Source organism: Actinotalea alkalitolerans (genome assembly GCF_023369855.1).
Classification (GTDB): domain Bacteria; phylum Actinomycetota; class Actinomycetes; order Actinomycetales; family Cellulomonadaceae; genus Actinotalea.
Genome location: NZ_JAMBPP010000020.1, coordinates 47019 through 65470, shown reverse-complemented (window position 1 = coordinate 65470; position 18452 = coordinate 47019). Strand labels below are relative to the sequence as shown.

At 69.7% G+C, this 18452-nt stretch carries 15 protein-coding genes; 2 read left to right on the top strand and 13 right to left on the bottom strand.

Annotated elements, in window-relative coordinates; translation table 11 throughout:
* Positions 1 to 683 precede the first annotated feature (683 nt).
* A complete protein-coding gene (locus M1R94_RS18715; RefSeq protein ID WP_249383249.1) occupies positions 684 to 1433 on the bottom strand; it encodes a hypothetical protein in 750 nt (249 codons plus the stop codon).
* Between the two features lie 190 nt (positions 1434 to 1623).
* On the opposite strand from M1R94_RS18715, the gene istA reads away from it, so the two are divergent.
* Together istA and istB are read left to right on the top strand one after the other, a co-directional pair.
* Positions 1624 to 2850: an IS21 family transposase gene (istA, locus tag M1R94_RS18710; protein WP_249383248.1), complete on the top strand. Its 1227-nt coding sequence runs from the start codon at positions 1624 to 1626 to the stop codon at positions 2848 to 2850.
* Positions 2850 to 3635 (top strand): IS21-like element helper ATPase IstB, encoded by a 786-nt coding sequence (gene istB, locus M1R94_RS18705; RefSeq protein ID WP_249383247.1) that lies wholly within the window; start codon positions 2850 to 2852, stop codon positions 3633 to 3635. Before istA ends, istB begins: the two co-directional genes overlap by 1 nt.
* Positions 3636 to 3894: 259 nt before the next feature.
* Here istB and M1R94_RS18700 read toward each other — a convergent pair whose 3' ends face one another.
* From M1R94_RS18700 to M1R94_RS18645, 12 genes are all read right to left on the bottom strand, one after another.
* On the bottom strand, positions 3895 to 4866 hold the full coding sequence (locus M1R94_RS18700) for a site-specific integrase (RefSeq protein ID WP_249383246.1): 972 nt from the start codon (positions 4864 to 4866) through the stop codon (positions 3895 to 3897).
* Between the two features lie 77 nt (positions 4867 to 4943).
* Positions 4944 to 7469: an AAA family ATPase gene (locus M1R94_RS18695; protein WP_249383245.1), complete on the bottom strand. Its 2526-nt coding sequence runs from the start codon at positions 7467 to 7469 to the stop codon at positions 4944 to 4946.
* The gene (locus M1R94_RS18690) at positions 7466 to 7633 is read right to left on the bottom strand and encodes a hypothetical protein (protein ID WP_249383244.1); all 168 of its coding nucleotides are present in this window, start codon (positions 7631 to 7633) and stop codon (positions 7466 to 7468) included. The genes M1R94_RS18695 and M1R94_RS18690 overlap by 4 nt, the downstream gene beginning before the upstream one ends.
* A 185-nt stretch (positions 7634 to 7818) precedes the next feature.
* Entirely contained in the window at positions 7819 to 8010 is a 192-nt protein-coding gene (locus M1R94_RS18685) for a hypothetical protein (RefSeq protein ID WP_249383243.1), read from the bottom strand.
* Between the two features lie 129 nt (positions 8011 to 8139).
* On the bottom strand, positions 8140 to 9123 hold the full coding sequence (locus M1R94_RS18680; RefSeq protein ID WP_249383242.1) for an AbiTii domain-containing protein: 984 nt from the start codon (positions 9121 to 9123) through the stop codon (positions 8140 to 8142).
* A 314-nt stretch (positions 9124 to 9437) separates the two neighbouring features.
* Positions 9438 to 10478 (bottom strand): PDDEXK nuclease domain-containing protein, encoded by a 1041-nt coding sequence (locus M1R94_RS18675; RefSeq protein ID WP_249383241.1) that lies wholly within the window; start codon positions 10476 to 10478, stop codon positions 9438 to 9440.
* Positions 10479 to 10843: 365 nt separating this feature from the next.
* Entirely contained in the window at positions 10844 to 11443 is a 600-nt protein-coding gene (locus tag M1R94_RS18670) for a hypothetical protein (protein WP_249383240.1), read from the bottom strand.
* Positions 11440 to 12009 (bottom strand): DUF4913 domain-containing protein, encoded by a 570-nt coding sequence (locus tag M1R94_RS18665; RefSeq protein WP_249383239.1) that lies wholly within the window; start codon positions 12007 to 12009, stop codon positions 11440 to 11442. The genes M1R94_RS18670 and M1R94_RS18665 overlap by 4 nt, the downstream gene beginning before the upstream one ends.
* Positions 12006 to 13769: a TraM recognition domain-containing protein gene (locus M1R94_RS18660; protein WP_249383238.1), complete on the bottom strand. Its 1764-nt coding sequence runs from the start codon at positions 13767 to 13769 to the stop codon at positions 12006 to 12008. The genes M1R94_RS18665 and M1R94_RS18660 overlap by 4 nt, the downstream gene beginning before the upstream one ends.
* Entirely contained in the window at positions 13766 to 15238 is a 1473-nt protein-coding gene (locus M1R94_RS18655) for an ATP/GTP-binding protein (RefSeq protein WP_249383237.1), read from the bottom strand. The genes M1R94_RS18660 and M1R94_RS18655 overlap by 4 nt, the downstream gene beginning before the upstream one ends.
* Entirely contained in the window at positions 15235 to 16803 is a 1569-nt protein-coding gene (locus tag M1R94_RS18650) for an SCO6880 family protein (protein WP_249383236.1), read from the bottom strand. Before M1R94_RS18650 ends, M1R94_RS18655 begins: the two co-directional genes overlap by 4 nt.
* Positions 16800 to 18440, bottom strand: a complete 1641-nt coding sequence (locus M1R94_RS18645; RefSeq protein ID WP_249383235.1) for a hypothetical protein — start codon at positions 18438 to 18440, stop codon at positions 16800 to 16802. Before M1R94_RS18645 ends, M1R94_RS18650 begins: the two co-directional genes overlap by 4 nt.
* Positions 18441 to 18452 lie beyond the last annotated feature (12 nt).

Here is an 18452-nt window from a genome sequence, read left to right as displayed (position 1 = left end):
CTCGCTGCTCAGGAGGGCATTCTCGCTCTCCGCCACGCACCACCACCCACCTCAAACCGGTGGATCAGGGCTGAGGCCACCGCCGTCTCGCAGCTGGGTGATGTTCCCGGCTATCTGCATGGCGATCGGTCGAGATGAGGTCTGGGGCGGCGGTGGTGCGATCACAAACCGCGTCCACGGCCACAGACATGACGTTCGCTCCGAACGTAGGGGCAAGTTCCCCGGTGCTACCTGGCAGCGGGTGTGTCAACGACGGCGGGGTTGAGGCGTCACGCTGACGCTGACGTCACCCTCTGTGAGGGAGCGGTCGAGGCAGTCCAGGATGCGGCGCACATCCTGCTCTCTGGCTTCAGCTGTGAAGGTGGCCGTCGCACTCGAGGCCGGCATGTCGAGAGTTATCAGCGACTGAGCGATCGAGTCGTCCTCGAGACACGAGGCCCACTCGCCCTCCGGGTAGCCGATCCCGACGACCCAGACCTCATCTGCCCCCGTGGCGGGCACCTCCGCGGCTCGTTCCTGCGCGCATCCAGCAAGCAGGACGCCAGTGACCATCATCCAGAGCCCGCCCGCAGTCCACCGCCTTGGTCCGGTTCGCATACCGACCTCCCTTACGGGACCAGTGTCTTCGCGCCCAGCCCGCTTGCATCAACTTCCAGGCGCAACGTTGGAGACGCGTCCTAGGGTCACCCAGCGGCGCGCGACGCCACGACGAAGGTCGCGATCACCGCCGCCCAAGTGCCGGCCATCGCCAGCCAGGTGCCCCAGTTCGCCAAGTTCGCCCGTCGGCTGGCGTCCTTGGTCGCTTGCGCCTGAGCCTTCGCCTCGGTCTCCGCCAATGCGCGGTGCTTCTCGGCGACGTCCCGGTGCTCAGCGGCGACCCGAACCATCTCCGACATCCGCTCGCTGAGGTCGACGATGGCGTCCAGCGTTCTCTGTGGGGTGTCGTCGACCTCGAAGTCCTCGGGGTCGTATCTGGCGATCTCGGGCAGCGGGGCGCCAGCGTCCGCTCCCCGGACCAGGGCTCCCGGCGAAGTGGGACGCGTGAACGTGTGTGGCTTCGGCGCAAGGCCCTCGAACAAGCCATCCAGGTTTGGCCTCATCGCAGCTGCGAGGTTCTCGCCGATCCTTCGGAACTGATCGCCGTACAGGTTCGCGAACATCGGCTTCAGGGACTCCGCGAGGTGGCGTGACGCCGCCTTCGCCGCCTCATGGTCGGGGTGGGTTGGGTCCTCGGCGGCCTCTTGGAGCTCGTCGATTGACAACTCCATCCCTCGGTCGACGAGCGGGTCTCCTGTCAGTTCGCGCTCGATGTCGTCGAGGTTGAAGACGGCCCCGTCCTGGGGCTCACCCGGGTCCGAGGGCGGCTCCTCGTGTTCCGCCGGCTGCTCCTCGCTTGCTTTCGGCTCCTCGTCCTGCGGCTGCTTTTCGCTCATGGCGCCATCCTGCCGCGGCGCTGCGATGAGGGCACCGAAAGCGGCCCCCCTCGCGGAGTGCTCTCGCTGGCTCAAGCCAAGCCTGGTGACGTGACGATGATGACGCCGGCGGCCGCCCGTGTCGACGACGGCTGAAGACTGACCCCCTGGCGTCGGACGAAAGTGAACCCCCTGCGCGACGCTGTGGAGGGTGATGAGCGTGGAGGACTGGGCAGAGATCCGTCGGCTGCACCGGGTCGAGGGGATGGCGATCAAGGCGATCGCGCGTCGGCTGGGTGTCTCGAGGAACGCGGTGCGTCGGGCGTTGGCTCGTGATGCGCCGCCGAAGTATGTCCGGGCGCCCAAGGGGTCGATCGTCGCTGCGGTCGAGCCGGCGGTTCGTGAGCTGTTGCGGACCACCCCGGACATGCCGGCGACGGTGATCGCGGAGCGGATCGGGTGGGACCGGTCGATCACGGTGCTCAGGGACCGGGTCCGCGAGCTGCGTCCGTACTACTTGCCGGTCGATCCGGCCACGCGCACGGCCTATGACCCTGGGCAGCGGGTCCAGTGCGACCTGTGGTTCCCGCCGGCGCCGGTCCCGGTCGGCTTTGGTCACACGGACTCCCCGCCGGTGCTGGTGATGGTGTCGGGCTACTCGCGGATGATCTTCGCCAGGATGGTCCCGACCCGGCAGGCCGAGGATCTGATCGCCGGGCACTGGGCGCTCCTGCAGGTCATGGGCGCCGTCCCCAAGGAGCTGGTCTGGGACAACGAGCCAGCGGTCGGGTCCTGGCGGGCCGGCAAGCCCAAGCTGGCCGATCAGTTCGAGGCGTTCCGCGGGACGTTGGGGATATCGGTGCACCAGTGCCGGCCCCGCGACCCGGAGGCCAAGGGTCTGGTCGAGCGGGTCAACGGCTACTTCGAGACCTCGTTCCTGCCCGGGCGCACGTTCGCCGGTCCGGGCGACTTCAACACCCAGATCAGCGACTGGCTGGTCCGGGCCAACGCCCGTCATCACCGGTCGCTGGGCTGCGCCCCGGCGACCCGCTGGGCCGCGGACAACGCCGCGATGCTCGTGCTGCCGCCCCTGGCCCCGCAGATCGGGTGGTCCACTCAGGTCCGCCTGCCCCGCGATCACTACGTCCGGTTGGACTCCAACGACTACTCCGTGGACCCGGTCGCGGTCGGCCGAAAGGTCACCGTCACCGCCGACCTGGAGCAGGTCAGTGTCCGCATGGGCACCAAGGTCGTCGCGGCCCACCAGCGGTGCTGGGCCCGTCAGCAGACGATCACCGACCCCGCCCACCGGGCCGCGGCGCTGGCGATGTCGTTCGCCGCCGCCCACCGGGCTCCGGCCCCGCCCGTCGAGGAGGTCGAGCAGCGTGACCTGGCCGACTACGACGCCGTGTTCGGGCTGGCCGAGGTGATGGTCTGATGGCGACCGCGATCAAGACCAGGGACATCACCGCCGAGCTGGCGTTCCTGACCCGAGCGCTGAAGGCTCCAACCCTGCGCGAGGCGGTCGCGCGGCTGGCCGAGCGGGCTCGGGCGGAGTCCTGGACCCACGAGGAGTTCCTCGCCGCGTGTCTGCAACGCGAGGTCTCTGCCCGCGAGACTCACGGCGGTGAAGGTCGCATCCGGGCCGCCCGGTTCCCCGGGCGCAAGTCCCTGGAGGACTTCGACTACGACCACGCCCGCGGCCTCAAGCGTGAGCTCATCGCCCATCTGGGGACCTTGGACTTCGTGGCCGCCAAGGAGAACGAGGTCTTCCTCGGCCCGCCCGGGACCGGCAAGACCCACCTGGCCACCGGCATCGCGATCCGCGCCTGCCAAGCCGGCCACCGGGTCCTGTTCGCGACCGCCTCGGAGTGGGTCGATCGCCTCGCAGCCGCTCACCACGACGGGCGCCTGCAGGATGAGCTGCGCCGCCTGGGCCGCTACCCCCTGCTGGTCATCGACGAGGTCGGCTACATCCCCTTCGAACCCGAAGCCGCCAACCTGTTCTTCCAGCTCGTCTCAGCCCGCTACGAACGAGCCTCCCTGATCGTCACCTCCAACAAGCCCTTCGGTCGCTGGGGTGAGGTCTTCGGCGACGACACCGTCGCAGCCGCCATGATCGACCGGCTCGTCCACCACGCCGAAGTCATCGCCCTCAAGGGCGACTCCTACCGACTCAAGAACCGCGACCTCGGCCGGGCACCCAGCCCGACCGACGACTGACCGAACCACCGCAGAGGGGTTCACTTTCAGCCGACGATCCGGGGTTCACTTTCAGGCGACGTTGACAGCCCGTGCTCTATTGCTGGCGCTTCTCGACAACGCGGCGGGCGGCTCGTCGTGGATGCAACCCCGCTGGGGACAGCAGTCCTCGCGTCGAGCCAGGTGCCGCGGCGCCTGCCCAGATGTCGATGCTCCAGCGCATCTCGGTGAACTCATCGTTGTCCTCGTTCCGCACGGCGCCGACGTACCGTGCGCGACATCACAGACCAAGGATGGTGGCGGCGTTGTCGGTCCACGCCTGGTGGACCCGCACGTAGGTTCCCAGGGTGGCCAGGGAGCGGTGGCGGGTTTGGTGGGCGATCGCCCGATCGCTTGCCCCGCGTAGGTGGGCGTAGGTGACGAACCCCGCGCGCAGGCTGTGCGCGCTGTAGGGGCCGGGGTCGATGCCGGCGCGGGCGACGGCCTTCTGGACCAGGGTGTTGACCGACTCCGGGTGCAGGGCGCGGGTGGCCGGCTGGTTGTTCTTGCCGACGGCGCGGAACACTGGGCCGTCGGTGATCCCGGCGAGCTGGATCCAGTGATTCAGCGCGACCACCGGGCAGCGTGCGGGGTTGGCCGCGCGGGGCAGCACGACCAGTTCGACGTGCTCGCCGGTGGGGTTGGTCTTGGACCGTGCGAGGGTTAGGACCAGGCCGTTGGGGTGGGCGGCGACCTGGTCGAGGGTCAGGGCCGCGAGCTCGCTGCGCCGCAGCGCGGCGACGAACCCGACCAGGATGAGCGCTCGGTCCCGCGCACCGGCCAGGTCCGGCTCGTCCTGGCGCCCCGGTGTGCGCCAGGCCTTGGTGACCGGGCATGCGTCCAGGACGTCGAACAGCTCCGGAGGCATCAATGGGGTCGCCTGGTCCGGTGGGGCGCCGTGGGTGCGTCGGATCCCCTCCCACACCGCGACCACCCGGGCGTTGCGGGTGGGGTCGGGATGGTTGCGGAGCTGGTGGGCGAACTTGATCGCCGACAGCCGCCGGCTCATCGTGCCGACCTTCGCGCCGGCCCGGGCCAGATCGGATAGGTACCCGGTCACCGTGGCCGGCGCCGCTGGCATCGGCTCGAGGTCGTGCTCGGTGCACCAGGTGGTGAACTCGCGCCAGTCCGAGCGGTACCCCCGCATCGTGTTGGCCGCCCGGGCAGCCTCGACGTACTCGGTCTCGCTGGAGGTGAGCGGAACGCCGTCCAACAGCGCGGCCGCATCGAGATTGGAGGTTCCGCCCCCTCGATGAGACCGGGCAGGGTGGTGGGAGTCGGTCGGGCCGGTCACAACAGCAGCCCACCCGGCCAGTGCTTGGCGTGGTTCTTCGCGATGCGGCTGAGGTTGCCCTTGATCTGGGCAAGGTCGCCGTTCGACGGAGTCCCGTCGTCGTGGCTGCCTGGGTTGAGTACTTGGCCGAAGCTGCGCCACCGACCCTTCTCGGCCTCATCTGCCGCGTAGTGGCAGACGAGGGGGACGAGATCGCCAAGAAGTGGAGCTTCAGCGTCGACCTCGGCGACGGTGGAGGGCCTTCCCTCACAGGTGCGACCGGTGGCGATGATCTGCTTCGCAAGGCGTTCCGCAGCCGACCGGTAGCTGTTGCATGCGTCCTTCCGGCCGCGCATCGTGCCTGCCTTGAGGTGCACCCCGGCGTCCTGCATCAGTCGGCTGAAGGTGTCGGAGGTCTGAACGGCCTCAGTGCCGGCGAGCGGATCGGCGAGGCTGAGCTCGAACACGAGCATGTCGCGGTAGTTGTGGTTGCTCTGGGCGAGCTCGGCCAGCCTGGTATCGAACGTGGTGAGCACCACCTGTGCTCCAGCGTCCAGCAGCCTGTCAAGCGTGTTCTGGACGAAGGAGAGCCGGTGGTCGGCGTCGCTACCTGGGATGGGGTCGTCGAGCACGATCACGGAAGAGCCCAGCAGTTCGGCGCGGGCGAGGAAGATGGCTAGTCCGAGCGCGTTGAGCTGGGAATCACTGAAGATCCCCAGGGCGTCCCGGACGACAACTTTCTCAGTGGGGGCGCTGCGTAGCGTGGCGTCGAGGTTGACGAAGCGCGAACCCCCTGCGCGGCGTCTGACTCCGCCGAAGCCAACGAGTTCTTCCGGTCGGATGGTGGCCCACCACTCGTCGATGGCCTTGCTCATCTGCTCGAAGCGTGCGTCGAGCACGCGGCCGGCTCCCTTCCTCAGTGCTTGTTCGGCGGCCTTGAGTCGGGTGATGGTCCGCTTCCGTCCGGCTTCGGCTACCAGGTCGTGGACGAGTTGCTCGACGTGTGCGACGAGGTTGCGCAGTTCAGTGAGCCCGCTGCCGGCAGCGCGATGACGGACGGCCGGTTCCACAACAGCACGCAGTGTCTGCAGGGTCTCGTGGTGATCGCGGCTGGCTCGCTGAAGCTCCTCCACTGCTTCAGTCAGCGCGGTGTAGCTTCCGGCGAGGTCGCCCGAGGGGTCGTTCCGGGTCTTGATGTCCAGCGCGGTGTGATCGAGCATCTCGGTAGCCGCCTTTGCGGCGGTCCTGACGTCACCGGTGGCGGAGGCGAGGCTCGCAGCGGTTGCTTGCGCGGGCTCCGCCAGCGTGTCGTCGACGCCGAGGTGGCGTAGTTGCGCGGCGGCTGTCGCGAGCTGCTCTGGTGACCAGGCCCCGGCCAGCGGGACCGCCCCGGGTAGTGCCGAGAGCAGGTGATCGAGGACTTGGCGGGCCCTTTGGACGACACCGTCTGCGGCGATTGCCGCGGTGTCGACCGCTGTGGTGCGGCGCAGCTGGTCGCGCAGGGTCGCCATGCGGGCTGGTGTCAGTGCCCCCGGAGTTGCGCAGATGGGGCAGTCCATCGGGTGGTCGAGCTTGGCGAGGTCCTCGACTGCCAGGGCAGCTGCGAGCAGGGGTGCCAAGCGGGCCGCGTCGCGGTCGGCCTGGGCCAGTACGTGGGCGTACGGGCGGAGGTCGGGAGGGGAAGGTGCGTCGACGACCGTGCCAGCGGTGAACGCCCGTAGCGGGAAGGTCTCCTCGTTCTGCTCGGCAATCACAGCCTCCAGCGCAGTCTGAAGTTCGGGGCGTGACGCGGAGGGCGTGCCGAGGAGGGCACTGCCGGCCGTGAGGAGGGCGACGTCGACGGCCGCCGCGATCGCTTCAGCGTCCGGAGTGCAATCGGCAACGGTCTGAAGTGCGTCCGCGGCGGGAGCGGCTGGGGTCTGGAGCAGAGTCGCCACCTCGGTGAGCGTGGCTCCGGGGGCCTCGCGCTCCAGTGTCGTGCGGGCAGCGGTGACCCGCTCGCGGAGGAGGTCAAGGTCGGTCAGTGACAGGAGGGCCTTGAAGTAGCCGACGCGCTGCTTGGGTTCGGTGGCCAGCACATGGCGCAGGATGTGTTGGAGGAGCACCGGTGCGCGAACGGGTGGGTCGCTCATCGGCAACCCCACGGGCGCTAGATCCTCGGCCGGGAGGCCGTCGATGAGCAGTCGGCTGGCGCACTCGGTTCCGTGCCCGAAGTCCTGCACGAGCTCGCGGCGGACCTTGTGCACGACGCCGCCCGGGGCCGCGACTCCGGCCTCGATGTAGACGTCGAGGTCGCCGTCGGGCAGGTGAGCGTTGCGCAGGCTGTCGTCGTACTCGGCTTTCGCGCCGCCGAGCAGGTCGCGGCGGCTGCTGCGCCCGGTGATCAGGAACTCCAGCGCCTCGGCCAGGCTGGTCTTGCCCTGGCTGTTTCCGGCGTGCACCACTATTAGTGGTGCGTCGAGCTCGAGGCGGCGCGGCTCGGTGCCGAACGCACGGAAGCCGCGGATCTCGACCCACAGCAGCCGCGCGCCCTGGCCGGTCACGACGTGCGCCAGTCCGCCACAAGAGACGTGAGCGCGTGGTCGAGCTCGGCGGCGGTCGAGGCGCTGGTGGCCGCCTGGGCCAGGGCACGGGCGTCCCGGTCGGCCGGTGTTGATCCCGGCAGCTCTGCGAGGAGATCGTCGAGGTTCGGCAGTAGGTTGCTCACAAGAGCAACCTACGGGCTATCAGACGGGATTCCGTGCATTATCCCGCCCAATGTGGGGACCCTCAATTGGGCCGGCCAGGGTGCCGCAGACCTGGCTCGTGGACGCGAGCGGGGCGTGGGAGGTGCGCGCCCGGGCAACCTGGGGTTCGCGGCTCTCGCCACGGTGTAGCCCGATGGTCGTCATCTCATGTCTGGTGCTGGCGGCGGATGAAGGGTGCCATGCCCGGCACGGTGTAGCCGATGAGCCCGTGGTCCGTTGCGTAGATCAGTCCCTTGGCGATGAGTCCGGCGCGTGTGGGGCCGATCCCGCTGACGGGCTTGCCCAGGCGACCGGCTACGGCGCTGGTGCTCGACGGTCCGCCTTCGTCCTCAGCCATGGCAGCGAGGAACTTGCGCTCGGGGCGGGCGTGACGCGGTCCCAGCGGGCGGTGAAGAACCGCCCCGCCGGTGAGGCCCCATGCCAGCCAGCCCAACGCTCGTTCACGTGCTGATCCCGCCGACGGGAGTCACCTGTCGTCGGAGGCGATCGCATCGCCAGCTCTGCTCTCCGTCTTGGATCTATCGTCGGGTCCCAAGGTGAGGACCTCACCGAGCGCCGTGTAGACGGCAAGAAACAGGTACCGCGCTTCATGCACATCTACCCCTCCAGGACGATGCACGCTGGCGGAGACCCGGTCGTAGAGATCACCGAGCGTCCTCCGTAGCCTGGTCGCGCGTCCGCCCGTCACCCCACTCTCGTGCAGATGCGCCTGAAGCCGGTTGAGGACGCGGTTTGCCGTGACGTCCAGGTCCTGCTCACCGATCTTGTAGGGCTCCTTGGCCGGCGGGAACACATGGTCTGCCACGGCGTCGATCAGTTGTCGGCACGTCGTCATCGCCTGGCTCACCGCCGACTCGTCACCGGAGTTCAGTCGCTCCGAGATGCTCGCGATGGACTTCAACGCATCGCCCGCCATCGAGGCGAGCGTCGCGTCGACCGCCTCCCGGGAAGCCTCGAAGAGGTTCGCCTGCACCTGCGAGTACGTGAGCTCGGCATGCACGTCGGCCGCGAAGCGGTAGACATGCGACTCGACCGATGACAGGACGCGATCGAGCGCGTTCGCTGTTGAGGCCGTGCGTGCGATGGTTCCCGAGCGCTCCCGCATCGCGATCGTCACGTAGTCGCCCGACAGGCTTACCGAGCCGGAGTGAGCCTTGATGATCGACCGGGCGTTGTCCCTGGCGGCTTCCAGGGACGCCGACGAACCCCAATAGCCCTCGCCCGCGTCCTTGTCTGCCCACCGCTTCGTGGTAGTCATCCACGCCTGCCCGTCGGGCCCGGACGGCACGCCGTCGAGTTCGTACCCGAGCCAACGCTGAGCGCCAGCATCGTTGAGGAGACGGGCGACTCGCATCGCCTTGAGCACGTGCTTCGCCGTCGAGGTGCGTGAGAGCTCGATGTCCGCCAGGAGCTCGTCGGCGTGGGCGAGGGCCTCCTCGTGCCGGTTCACGAGTACGAGGCTACTCACCCCCGTCGTCCACCGTGCCCGTCTCGTCCCCTTGGTGTGGAACGGTCGTCAGCGTGCGGTACGCGGCCGAGAGCACTCCCCGGGCCGCACAGTCTCGGTTGTTCTCCTGAAGCCACCGTCTCGGAACGGTCGTCTCAAGGATCACGCCCGAGATGGCTGCTGCACACGGGGGCGGGCACGCTGCTCACGCCCGGAAGTTGTGCGGGCGGGGGACGACACCGCACAGTGGACTCGGGCAACCTTGGTGCCGTACGAGGCGCGCACCTACTGCTACGTCGTGAGTTGCGCGGCGGCCGTCAGTCCTCGGTGGTCACCGACCAGGAGGTGCTGATCGCGGAGATCACCTGGGTGTCGGAGGGCAGCGAAGCGCGTTCAGCCGCGGGCAGGGTGTCGTAGGTGTAGGTCGCCACTGCCATCGGCGCCTGTGAGGCGCCGAGCGCGTACCGCACGGTGCTCTCGTTGCGGTCGGCGCACAGGAGCAGGCCGACCGTCGGCTGGTGCTGGGCCTGGCGCAGCCGGTCCTCGACCAGGTTGATGTAGAACCCGAGCTGACCGGTGTAGTCGGGCTTGAACTTGCCGATCTTGAGCTCGACGACCACGTAGCGCAGTTGGGTGACGTGGAAGAACAGCAGGTCGATGTAGAAGTCGTCCCCGTTGACCTCGAAGTGCACCTGCCGCCCGACGAAGGCGAACCCGGACCCGAGTTCACGCAGTGTCTCGACGATCCGGTCCATGAGTGCCTGCTCGAGGTCCCGCTCGCCGATGCCCCTGCTCAGGCCGAGGAAGTCGAACACGTAGGGGTCCTTGGCCAGCTGCTGAGCCAACTCGGAGTCCCCGGGCACCAGGTGCCGGTCGAAGTTGGACGGGGCCGCACCCACCCGCTCGTGCGCACGGGACATGATCTGGTTGAGCAGCACGTTGCGGGACCAGCCGTGCGTGTCGGCCTGCTCGGCGTACCAGCCGCGGGTCTGTGGGTCGTCGAGCTTCTCGAGCAACGTGATGACGTGCCCCCAGGGCAATCGTCCGATGGGCTGTCGGACGATCGCTTCGGCCGGCCATGCGGTCGCGAAAGCGCGCATCGCGTAGACGTTCGTCCGTCGCAACCCGGTCATCTCCGGGAACTCCGCTCGCAGATCCGCCGAGAGCTGGTCGATGACCTTGGCGCCCCACCCTGCGGCCTCCTGCCGGCTGCGGATCGACTCACCGATCCGCCAGTACAGCGTGAGCAGCTCGGTGTTCACGACCCGGTGAGCCCGGAGCTGGGCCGAACGAACCTGGTCCTTGAGGTCGGCGAGCAGATCGGCGTAGTCGGGCGGCAGAGTCAGGTCACGAGACACGCTCTCATCGTGCCGCACGGGAGTGCTGCCCTCGCCACGGGCCGGCCTCAAGGGCTCCGGCGTCGTTTATCAAGCTTTGCAAAGCACCTTGACGACAGTGGTGCGTCATGCACATGAGGCTGTCGCGGCGCCTGACGGTAGCTCCTCGGTGAACCCGTTCACGAAAGTGGGTGACCAGCCCGTAGTCGGCGAGCCGGTCGGACCGTACCGGGGGTGCGCCGTTGAGCCAGGCGAACAGCAGCGGCTCGCCGTCCTCCGCCCGGTGCTCTCCCAAGCGATGACCTTGTAGTACGCCGTTGGGTGCCCGCCGGTCTCGCCCGCTCTCCGGTCGAGCCGGGCGTACCACTTGCCTCCGTCGATAACCCTCACTGGGCATCGGATTCTTCGGTCTCTGGGTCGGGTGCGGGCTGCCAGGCGCGGGCGATCACGTCGCCGGCGGGACGGACGGCAACGATCTCAAGGGTGTGGTCGTGGTGTCGCCAGATCACGTAGTGCGCTGGGGCGGGTGCGGTCCCAGTGACAGGTGAGGTCACCAGGAACCAGGACCACCGCCCCTCCAGACGCTCGTCGGTGAGCGGCTGGCCCTGGAGCTGCCCGGCGGTGGCGCCCTGGAGTGCCTCGTCGAGGTGGGGTGAGGCGGAGCTGCGCAGGTCTGCGACGACGTCGGGCCAGAACCGCACAGGCTGCGGTGAGCTCGACGTCGTACTGATGGTGCTCAGCGCGGCGGTGGTGGCGCCGGCTGGGTGGGCCAGCCGGTCACGTAGGTGCGGCACGGCTTGGAGGACCTCGAGCTCGGAGAGCAGGTCGCGGATGTGGTCGAACAGCTCCCAGGAGACCAGGGTGGCCTTGGGGGTGCCGAAGGGTCCGATGATGACCGGCCCGTGTACGCCGGCGGCCATGTTCTTGACCAGGACGCCGATCTGCGCGCGGACCTCATTGAGGGGATAGATGTAGGGGACGCTCACACCGGATTCTCTCCCATCGCCACTTCGCCGCGGCCCTGGGTGGCCATGGCCGCCGCCAGCGCGGTGGCGTCGGTGGTCACGGGCGGCACGGAGTGGCGTAGGTCGTGCCGGTTGGCCGTGCAGTGCTCGAAGGTGCCGGGGCGGGTGTGCAGACGATCCAGGCACGGCCACAGCCACCGGTCGTGCCAGGCCAGGGGCGCATCCGAGGGTGCGGTGCTGGCGTGTGCGGCCTGCCAGGCCAACATCAGCCCGGTCAGCTCCTCGACGGCTACGGGGTGCGATGGCCAGCACGGCGGGACGGTGAGCTTGGCGCTGGCCGAGCCGTAGCGGTCGTTGAACCAGTCGACCCACGCGGCCAGGTCGGTCCACAGTCGTTCACGGTCGGCGCCGGTGACGGTGCGCCAGCACCACCGGTTCGACCTGGCGGCATCGGCCGTGCCCGGCTGCTGCTCGTGCACCTCGACCAGGGCGGTGATCGCCTCGGTGAGCTTGTCGATGTCCTCCCATGCGGTGCGCAGGGCCGCGTTGAACTCCTCACGGGTGATCAAGTCGGACAGCTCGCTCATTGCATCGCCCGCCCGGTCAGTTCCTCCACGCCCGCCTTGCCCGCCTCGATCGTCTTGCTGTCGGGCCGTTCCCACCACGGGGTGAAGGTCACGTGAGCGGCCTTCAGACCGCGGTAGAACAGCAGGCCGGTGCCCACGGGCATGGTCCGGATGTCGTCGGTGGTCATGACGTTCTCCCACTCACTCGAGGTGGAAACCGACCCTCGGTCCTGCCCGCTGGAGTAAGACACGCGCTTGGCCCGGTACCGGCCGGTGGCCTCTGACAGAGCCCGCAGCCGGTCGACCTCCTTGATCCCGGGCAGGTACATGGTCACGGTCGCGTTGGCGCGCAGCGCCTCGGCCCCCTCGCGGCCCCACAGGTCGTCCATCTGCGCGAAGGACTGGCAGATGACCATCGTGGTGATGCCTCGCCCACCGGAGTCAGACATCAGCGCCGGCAGGTCGGGCAGCGGGGCGACGTTCGCGGCTTCGTCCAGCACCAGGCGCAGCGGCGGCCACAACCGGCCACCGGGCTGATGCTGGGACAAGCGCTGGGCGGCGCGGACGATGTGGTCGGTGAGCATCGTCAGCAGCGGTGCGACGTTGCCCGCCCCACGCCCGGACAGCAGGTAGATGGTGTTGGGACCGGACAGGAACTGTGCGACGTCGAACTCGTCCTCGGCCACCGGGCAGACCGCCTCGAGCACCCGGGGAGAGGTCAGGGGCGCCAGGAGCCCGGACAACGTCATGCGCAGGGAGTCGGTGGTCTCCCCCGCCCGGGATCGGGTGCGGGCCTTGAGCAGATCGGCCCACCCGACCTGCTCGGCATAAGGAGACTCGGTCAGCAGGCGGATCGGTTCCTCGTCCTCGAAGTCCGCCGCCCAGCGCATGACGTCGCGCATCGACCCACCGGGCTTGAGCGCCGCGGCGTGCAGGAAGTACGCGAGCACCTCCCCCGCCCGGGCGTTGAACCACTCCGAGTTCTTCCCCCCGGATCGGCCGGGGTCCCCGGCCGCCCACGCGCGCCCGCGCTCGAGCGCCTCGTCGGGGTCCTGACATCCGCGCACGGGGTTCCACCGCAGCCGATCGGGCCACCCGGCGACCTCGGCGGGGTCCATCGCCTGCACCGTGCCGGCCCCCCGCCGCATGGTGGCCGTCAGGAACAGCAGGTCGTTCTTGGTGCCGGTCGCCACCACCGGCCCAGGAGCACCCAGAACCCACCCCACTGCCAGGCACATCGTCTTGCCCGACCGGGCGGGGGCGATCAGGCAGTAGGAGTCCTCGTGCTGGCCGTACAGGTCGACCCCGCGCAACGTCCCGACCGGTACGCACAGCTCCTCAGTGCTGTGCGACCCCCCGGCGGGGCCCATGACCTGGTGGGCGCGCTCGAGGGCCGGGCCGGCGTGGATCGCGCTGAGATGCTTGGGAGTGGTCCGACCGGTCCGGGAGTCCAGCGCCCGGCGACCCAGGATCATCGCGACCCAGAACCCGCCGACGCCCAGCCCCGTGACCATCACGCCCGTCAGGGCGTAGACCACCGGCGCTGGCCCCACCGCGTCGGCGTAGCCGGCCACGGGGTGGGTGGGCGAAGAGCGGAACGCCTCGAGGGTCTCGCGCAGACCAGGGACGTTGTTCCCGGTGAGTGTGGCGGTGCCCGCGGCCGCCACGTGCAGCAGCAGCCCGATCACGATCCCCACCAGCCCCACCCACGCCAGCAGGATCAGCAGCGAGGTCGACAGCGGCCGGTAGGGCCGGTGCTGGGCAAGTGCGGTGACGCTCACGACCCCTGCCCCTGTGCGTGCAGGGCGACCGTGGCCACCGAGTGCATCGCCTCGTCGGTGTCGGTGATCGCCGTCTCCCACGCCGAACGCACGTGGGTGACGATCACCGGCTTCTTGGTCCCGATCTTGACCAGAGCCGTGCCCTGGGGCAGGTCCAACAAGGTGTCCTTGCACGAGCGCGGAAGGTTGAACCACTCCACGCACCGTGCGGCGTCCTCCTCCTTGCCCTGGCGGAACAGGACCACCGTCTCGGACTCCTGGATGGTCGCGATCGCCGGGGACCCGGCGGGCACGTCCGAGACGTGCTGCAGCGCGGTCACGTTCATCAGGGCCTCGCCCCGGGCGATCTTCTGGTTGCGGCGAGTGACCTTCGCGAACGTCCCGTCGACCAGGTGCCAGCCCTCCTCGGCCACGAACACCGTCGGGACGGTGGAGTGCTGGTTGTCCAGCACTGCCCGCAACCACGAGTTCACGATCGCCATCACGATCGGGACCGCCGGACCGTCGTCGGGCAGGGCGGAGATGTCGAACACCGTCAGGCCACCGGTCAGGGAGACCTCCGGGGAGGTCGGCCCGTCGATCAGCCCGGCGAGGTCCTCGCTGATCATCCGCTCCAGCTCGGCTGCGGCCTCCTGGCCCCACTCGGCAAGCATCTGCAGGCTCACCCGTGAGGGCACGAACTCAAGGCTCGTGGGTGTCGGGTCATCGAGATGGGCGACGACGTCCACGATGGTCGCCACCCGCCCCTGCTGGCGCGCGGTGCTCACCGCAGCCTTGTGGGCCACCCGAAGCGCCTTGCCCTCCATCGGGCGCACCTCACGGCCCAGCGCCTCCCCCAGCACCGCTCGCAGCAGCAGGAGCTGACTGGCACCACCGGTGTCCTTCGTGCCGGCGATCGCGGGGTCCAGGACGTTGATCCGGCACCCGGCCGACCCGGTGCCCAGCACGAACCGGATCGGTGCCACGCCCAGCGCCCGGGCCAGCGGGGTGTACTCCCCCGCCGCGATCGGTGCCCCGCCCACGCTGGTCCCGACCTGCTGACGCTTCTTGTCGATCACCACCACGCGGCGACCAAGGGTCAGCTGGCGCAGCACCGCCCAGGTCTTGATGAACGAGCTCTTGCCGGCCCCGATGTCACCCACGACCAGCACGTTCGGCGAGGAGATGACCTTGTCCCGGTAGGCCTGGAAGACGTCGTGGAAGAAGGGCCACCCAGTGAACTGCTCCTTGCCGATGAACACCCCGGCAGGAGAGGTCGGGGAGGCCGAGGTCCCCAGGAACAACCCCGCAACCTGCCGGGTCGTGGACGCCGAGGCGACGCCGACCAGCTCATACCAACCAAGCCGGTCCAACCACTTGCGCCGCTGGCGGCGCCGCACAGGCGGGGAGGTCGCAGGCGCCTGGCGGGTGCGCGGCACCTGTGTGCGCGCCACCGTCGGCGTACTCGTCCGGTCGGTCGTGGTGCTCATCGTCGTACCGCCATCCCCCGCGCCAGGGGCAGGCCGGCAGCCAGCCCCGCTTCCTGCCAACCGTCCAACCACCGCAGCCCGGTGATGTGCGAGGCCTCCGCGGCAGCCTCGATCTGCCGGGTTGCCGCGTCGAGCTCCTCGAGGTCCGCGGTGCACAGCGTCACCGTCATCGACCAGTTCGCCCCGTGATACCCCGTGCCGACCCGCAGATCCGCCAACCGTTGCTGGGAGGCGGTCAGCTGCTGCTCGGCCGACCCGTCCGAGACCTGCCTGGCGGCCTCCCGTGCCCGCCCGATGTCCAAGGTGACATCGCTCTTGGCCTTGGCCCGGGCCGCGTGGGCGGGCACCAGGTCGATCATCACGCTCAGGGTGCGCACCACCGACGGGGAGACCCCGCTGACCAGCGGGGACAGGAAGTTCGGCGCCAAGTGCCCGGCCTGGACCTGCCGGGCGGTGATCACCGCGGTGCGGGTATGCCAGGACCTCTCGGTGCCCGTGACCACCAGGTCGCGGCGGTCCCGGGCGTCCCACGCCAACCACCCGCGCGCCCAGTCCATCCCGGCGACCATGTCGATCGGGTGGTCGGGGTCCTGCAGTGAGCGCAGCACCGCGCCCAGGCGTGCCTCGTCCAGCGGGCGAAGGTCGATCCCATACCCGGCGGCGCGGTGCATCGCCGCGACGACCTCACGGCGCGCCAGCGCGAGCTCGCCCTGCGCGCCGGCGCCCAGGCGCCGCGCTTCGAGGGCGAACCGTGGCGTGACCGGCAGCCGCAGGACCAGCCACGTGCGGTGCTGCTCGGTCATCGCCGCCGCGGTGTCCAGCAGCTCGACGTAGGAGTCGGTCAGCAGCGCCGAGGTGCCCGGTGGGACGTGGCGCCCCACCCACATGCTGTGATCGGCAGTGTCGTAGGGCACCACCCGCGAGACCTGCTGGAGCCCGCGCACGAACGAGGCATCACCGGCCAGGGTCGCGCAGAACGCCCCCCACCCCTCATAGGCCCGCCCGAAGTCGTGGTCGCGTTCCTGCCCGGTCGGCTCCCCCCGCATCTCCAGCGCAGCGGTCAAGAAGTGCGTCCGGCCTGGGTTGGAGTGGCGCACCACCGCCAGCGCGCCACCGGCGACCTGGACGGTACCGATCACCCGGGCGTTGCCCACGACCACCGGGACATCGAAGACCCCGGCCGGCTTCTTCGCCCTGGACACCGCGGGCTGCTCACCGCTGGTCGCCGGCACGGCCTCACGCTGGGCGTAGGCCGGGACGAAGACCGCCCCGCCCCTGCGGCGGTTCCACTCAAAGCGCGCTGCGTGAGCCGTCCACGCAGCTGCCGAACGCCCACGCAGCGGACCCTCGAACGGGGTCCAGAACACGAACGCAGCCACCAGAACCGCACCCGCAGCCGCGATCCGGCCCCACGTCGCCACCCCGCCCAGGACCAAGGGAACGACCCACACACCCGTTGCGGCCATCCCGGCCCACTCAAGGCGCGAGCGGACTCCCCCCACGATCCCCCGGCCGGTGGACTCCCCACCCAGCACCACACGCCGGTCGATCAGCAGCCCGTTCACACCTCACCCCCACGGATGTCCGGTGCCGAGGTGTTCGCCGACTCCCTGGCCTTGGAGACCGCGGCCTGCGCGGCCTGCGAGGCCAGCATCGCGGCGAGCATCGCCCCACCGGTCGCCGCCCCAGCTGCGCCTCTACCGGCTCCGGTCGCGGCCGCGCCCGCGCCGCGCCCAGCACCGGCCCGCGCGCCCGGCCCCACACCGCCACCACGTGCGCCGGCGGCCGTCCCGGGGCCGCGCTGCGGGGCAGAGGCCGCCATCGCCGCGGCGGGTCTGCTGCCCACGTTTGGGGCCGCTGGGGTCGAGCTGCCGCCTGGCCGGGTCCCCCGCCCGGGCGACGCGCTGTCGGCTCGGGCGCGGTTCATCGCCATCATCGTGGCCATCGACCCGGCCGCTCCGACCGCTGCGCCCAGGGCCACTGGCCCCGAGGAGCGGGCTGACTCCGAACCGTCGGGCAGCAGCGGGAACCACTTCAGCAGCGTCCAGGGGGCGAAGGCCACGAACATCAGCGCCAGCACCACCATGAGCGCGTGGACCACGGCGCGCATCCCGCTCTCCAAGGATGTCGGCGCCAGGTCGACAGCGTTGGAGAACTTCATCACCACGCCCAGCACCAGCAGCATCGCTGGCTTGGCCAGCACCAGGCCGATCCACACCATCGGCAGCCGCAACGCCTTCGAGCGCCACCGGGGATTGGCGAGCATCCCCCACGAGATCCCCGTCACCGCTCCCAAGATGTAGATGCTGATGGTCTGGATGAGGAACGTGCCCAATACGCCAACACCGGCCAGGAACAGCATGCCGAACAGCAGCAGCCCCATCCCCAGGCCGCCCGGCACCCCCGAGGTGATCGAGGTGAACGTCCCAGCCTTCTGCAGGAACTCCACAGTGTCTGGACCCATCCAGGCGATGGCTCCTGCTGAGAGCCCATCGGCGACCCACTGCACCGCCCAGGCCACCGGTGGGCCCATGAACAGCATCAGCGCCCCGACCGGCAGGTACATCAGCAGCGTCCGTGCGCTCTCCTCCGGGCCGATCCGGCCCGTGCTCGCCTGCCACAACGTCAACAGGACCATCACCGCCAGAACCGCCAGACCGATGCCTGCCGTTGCCGCGTAGGTGCTTCGCCACCACTCCGCCGTCGCGTCAAACGAACCCAGCTGCGTTGCCACCGTCATCGAGGAGGTGAACAACCCGACAGCGTCCTGCTTGACCTGGTTGGCCCAGCTCTCCACCGCCGACGCCGGATTGGCGACGAACGCCAGCATCTCCACAGCCGTCTGCGCCGCGCCCAGCGCCACCTCGTACGCGTCCCAGAACCAGCCCTGCACCTGATCCATCTGCGAGGCCAGCACCCCAAGACACACCGCCTTCAACAGCAGGACTGGGCCGGTCAGCACGTTGCACAGTGCAGTTCCGGCCAAGGCTGGCATCGCGGTCCTGGTGAACTGAGACGACATCGCCTCCACACAGCGTGCCTTCGATCGGGCGAGGGGGCCCTTCGCGAAGAGGTCGCAGGTGCGTTCGGCGGTCTCCTTGGCGGCCTTCTGCTCGGCGGCGAGCTTCTGCTCCTCGCTGTAGCCCGAGTCGTCCACCGACACGGTCGCCGCCGCGGCGCCCGTGCCTGTCAGCATCGTCATGGCGGCCACGGC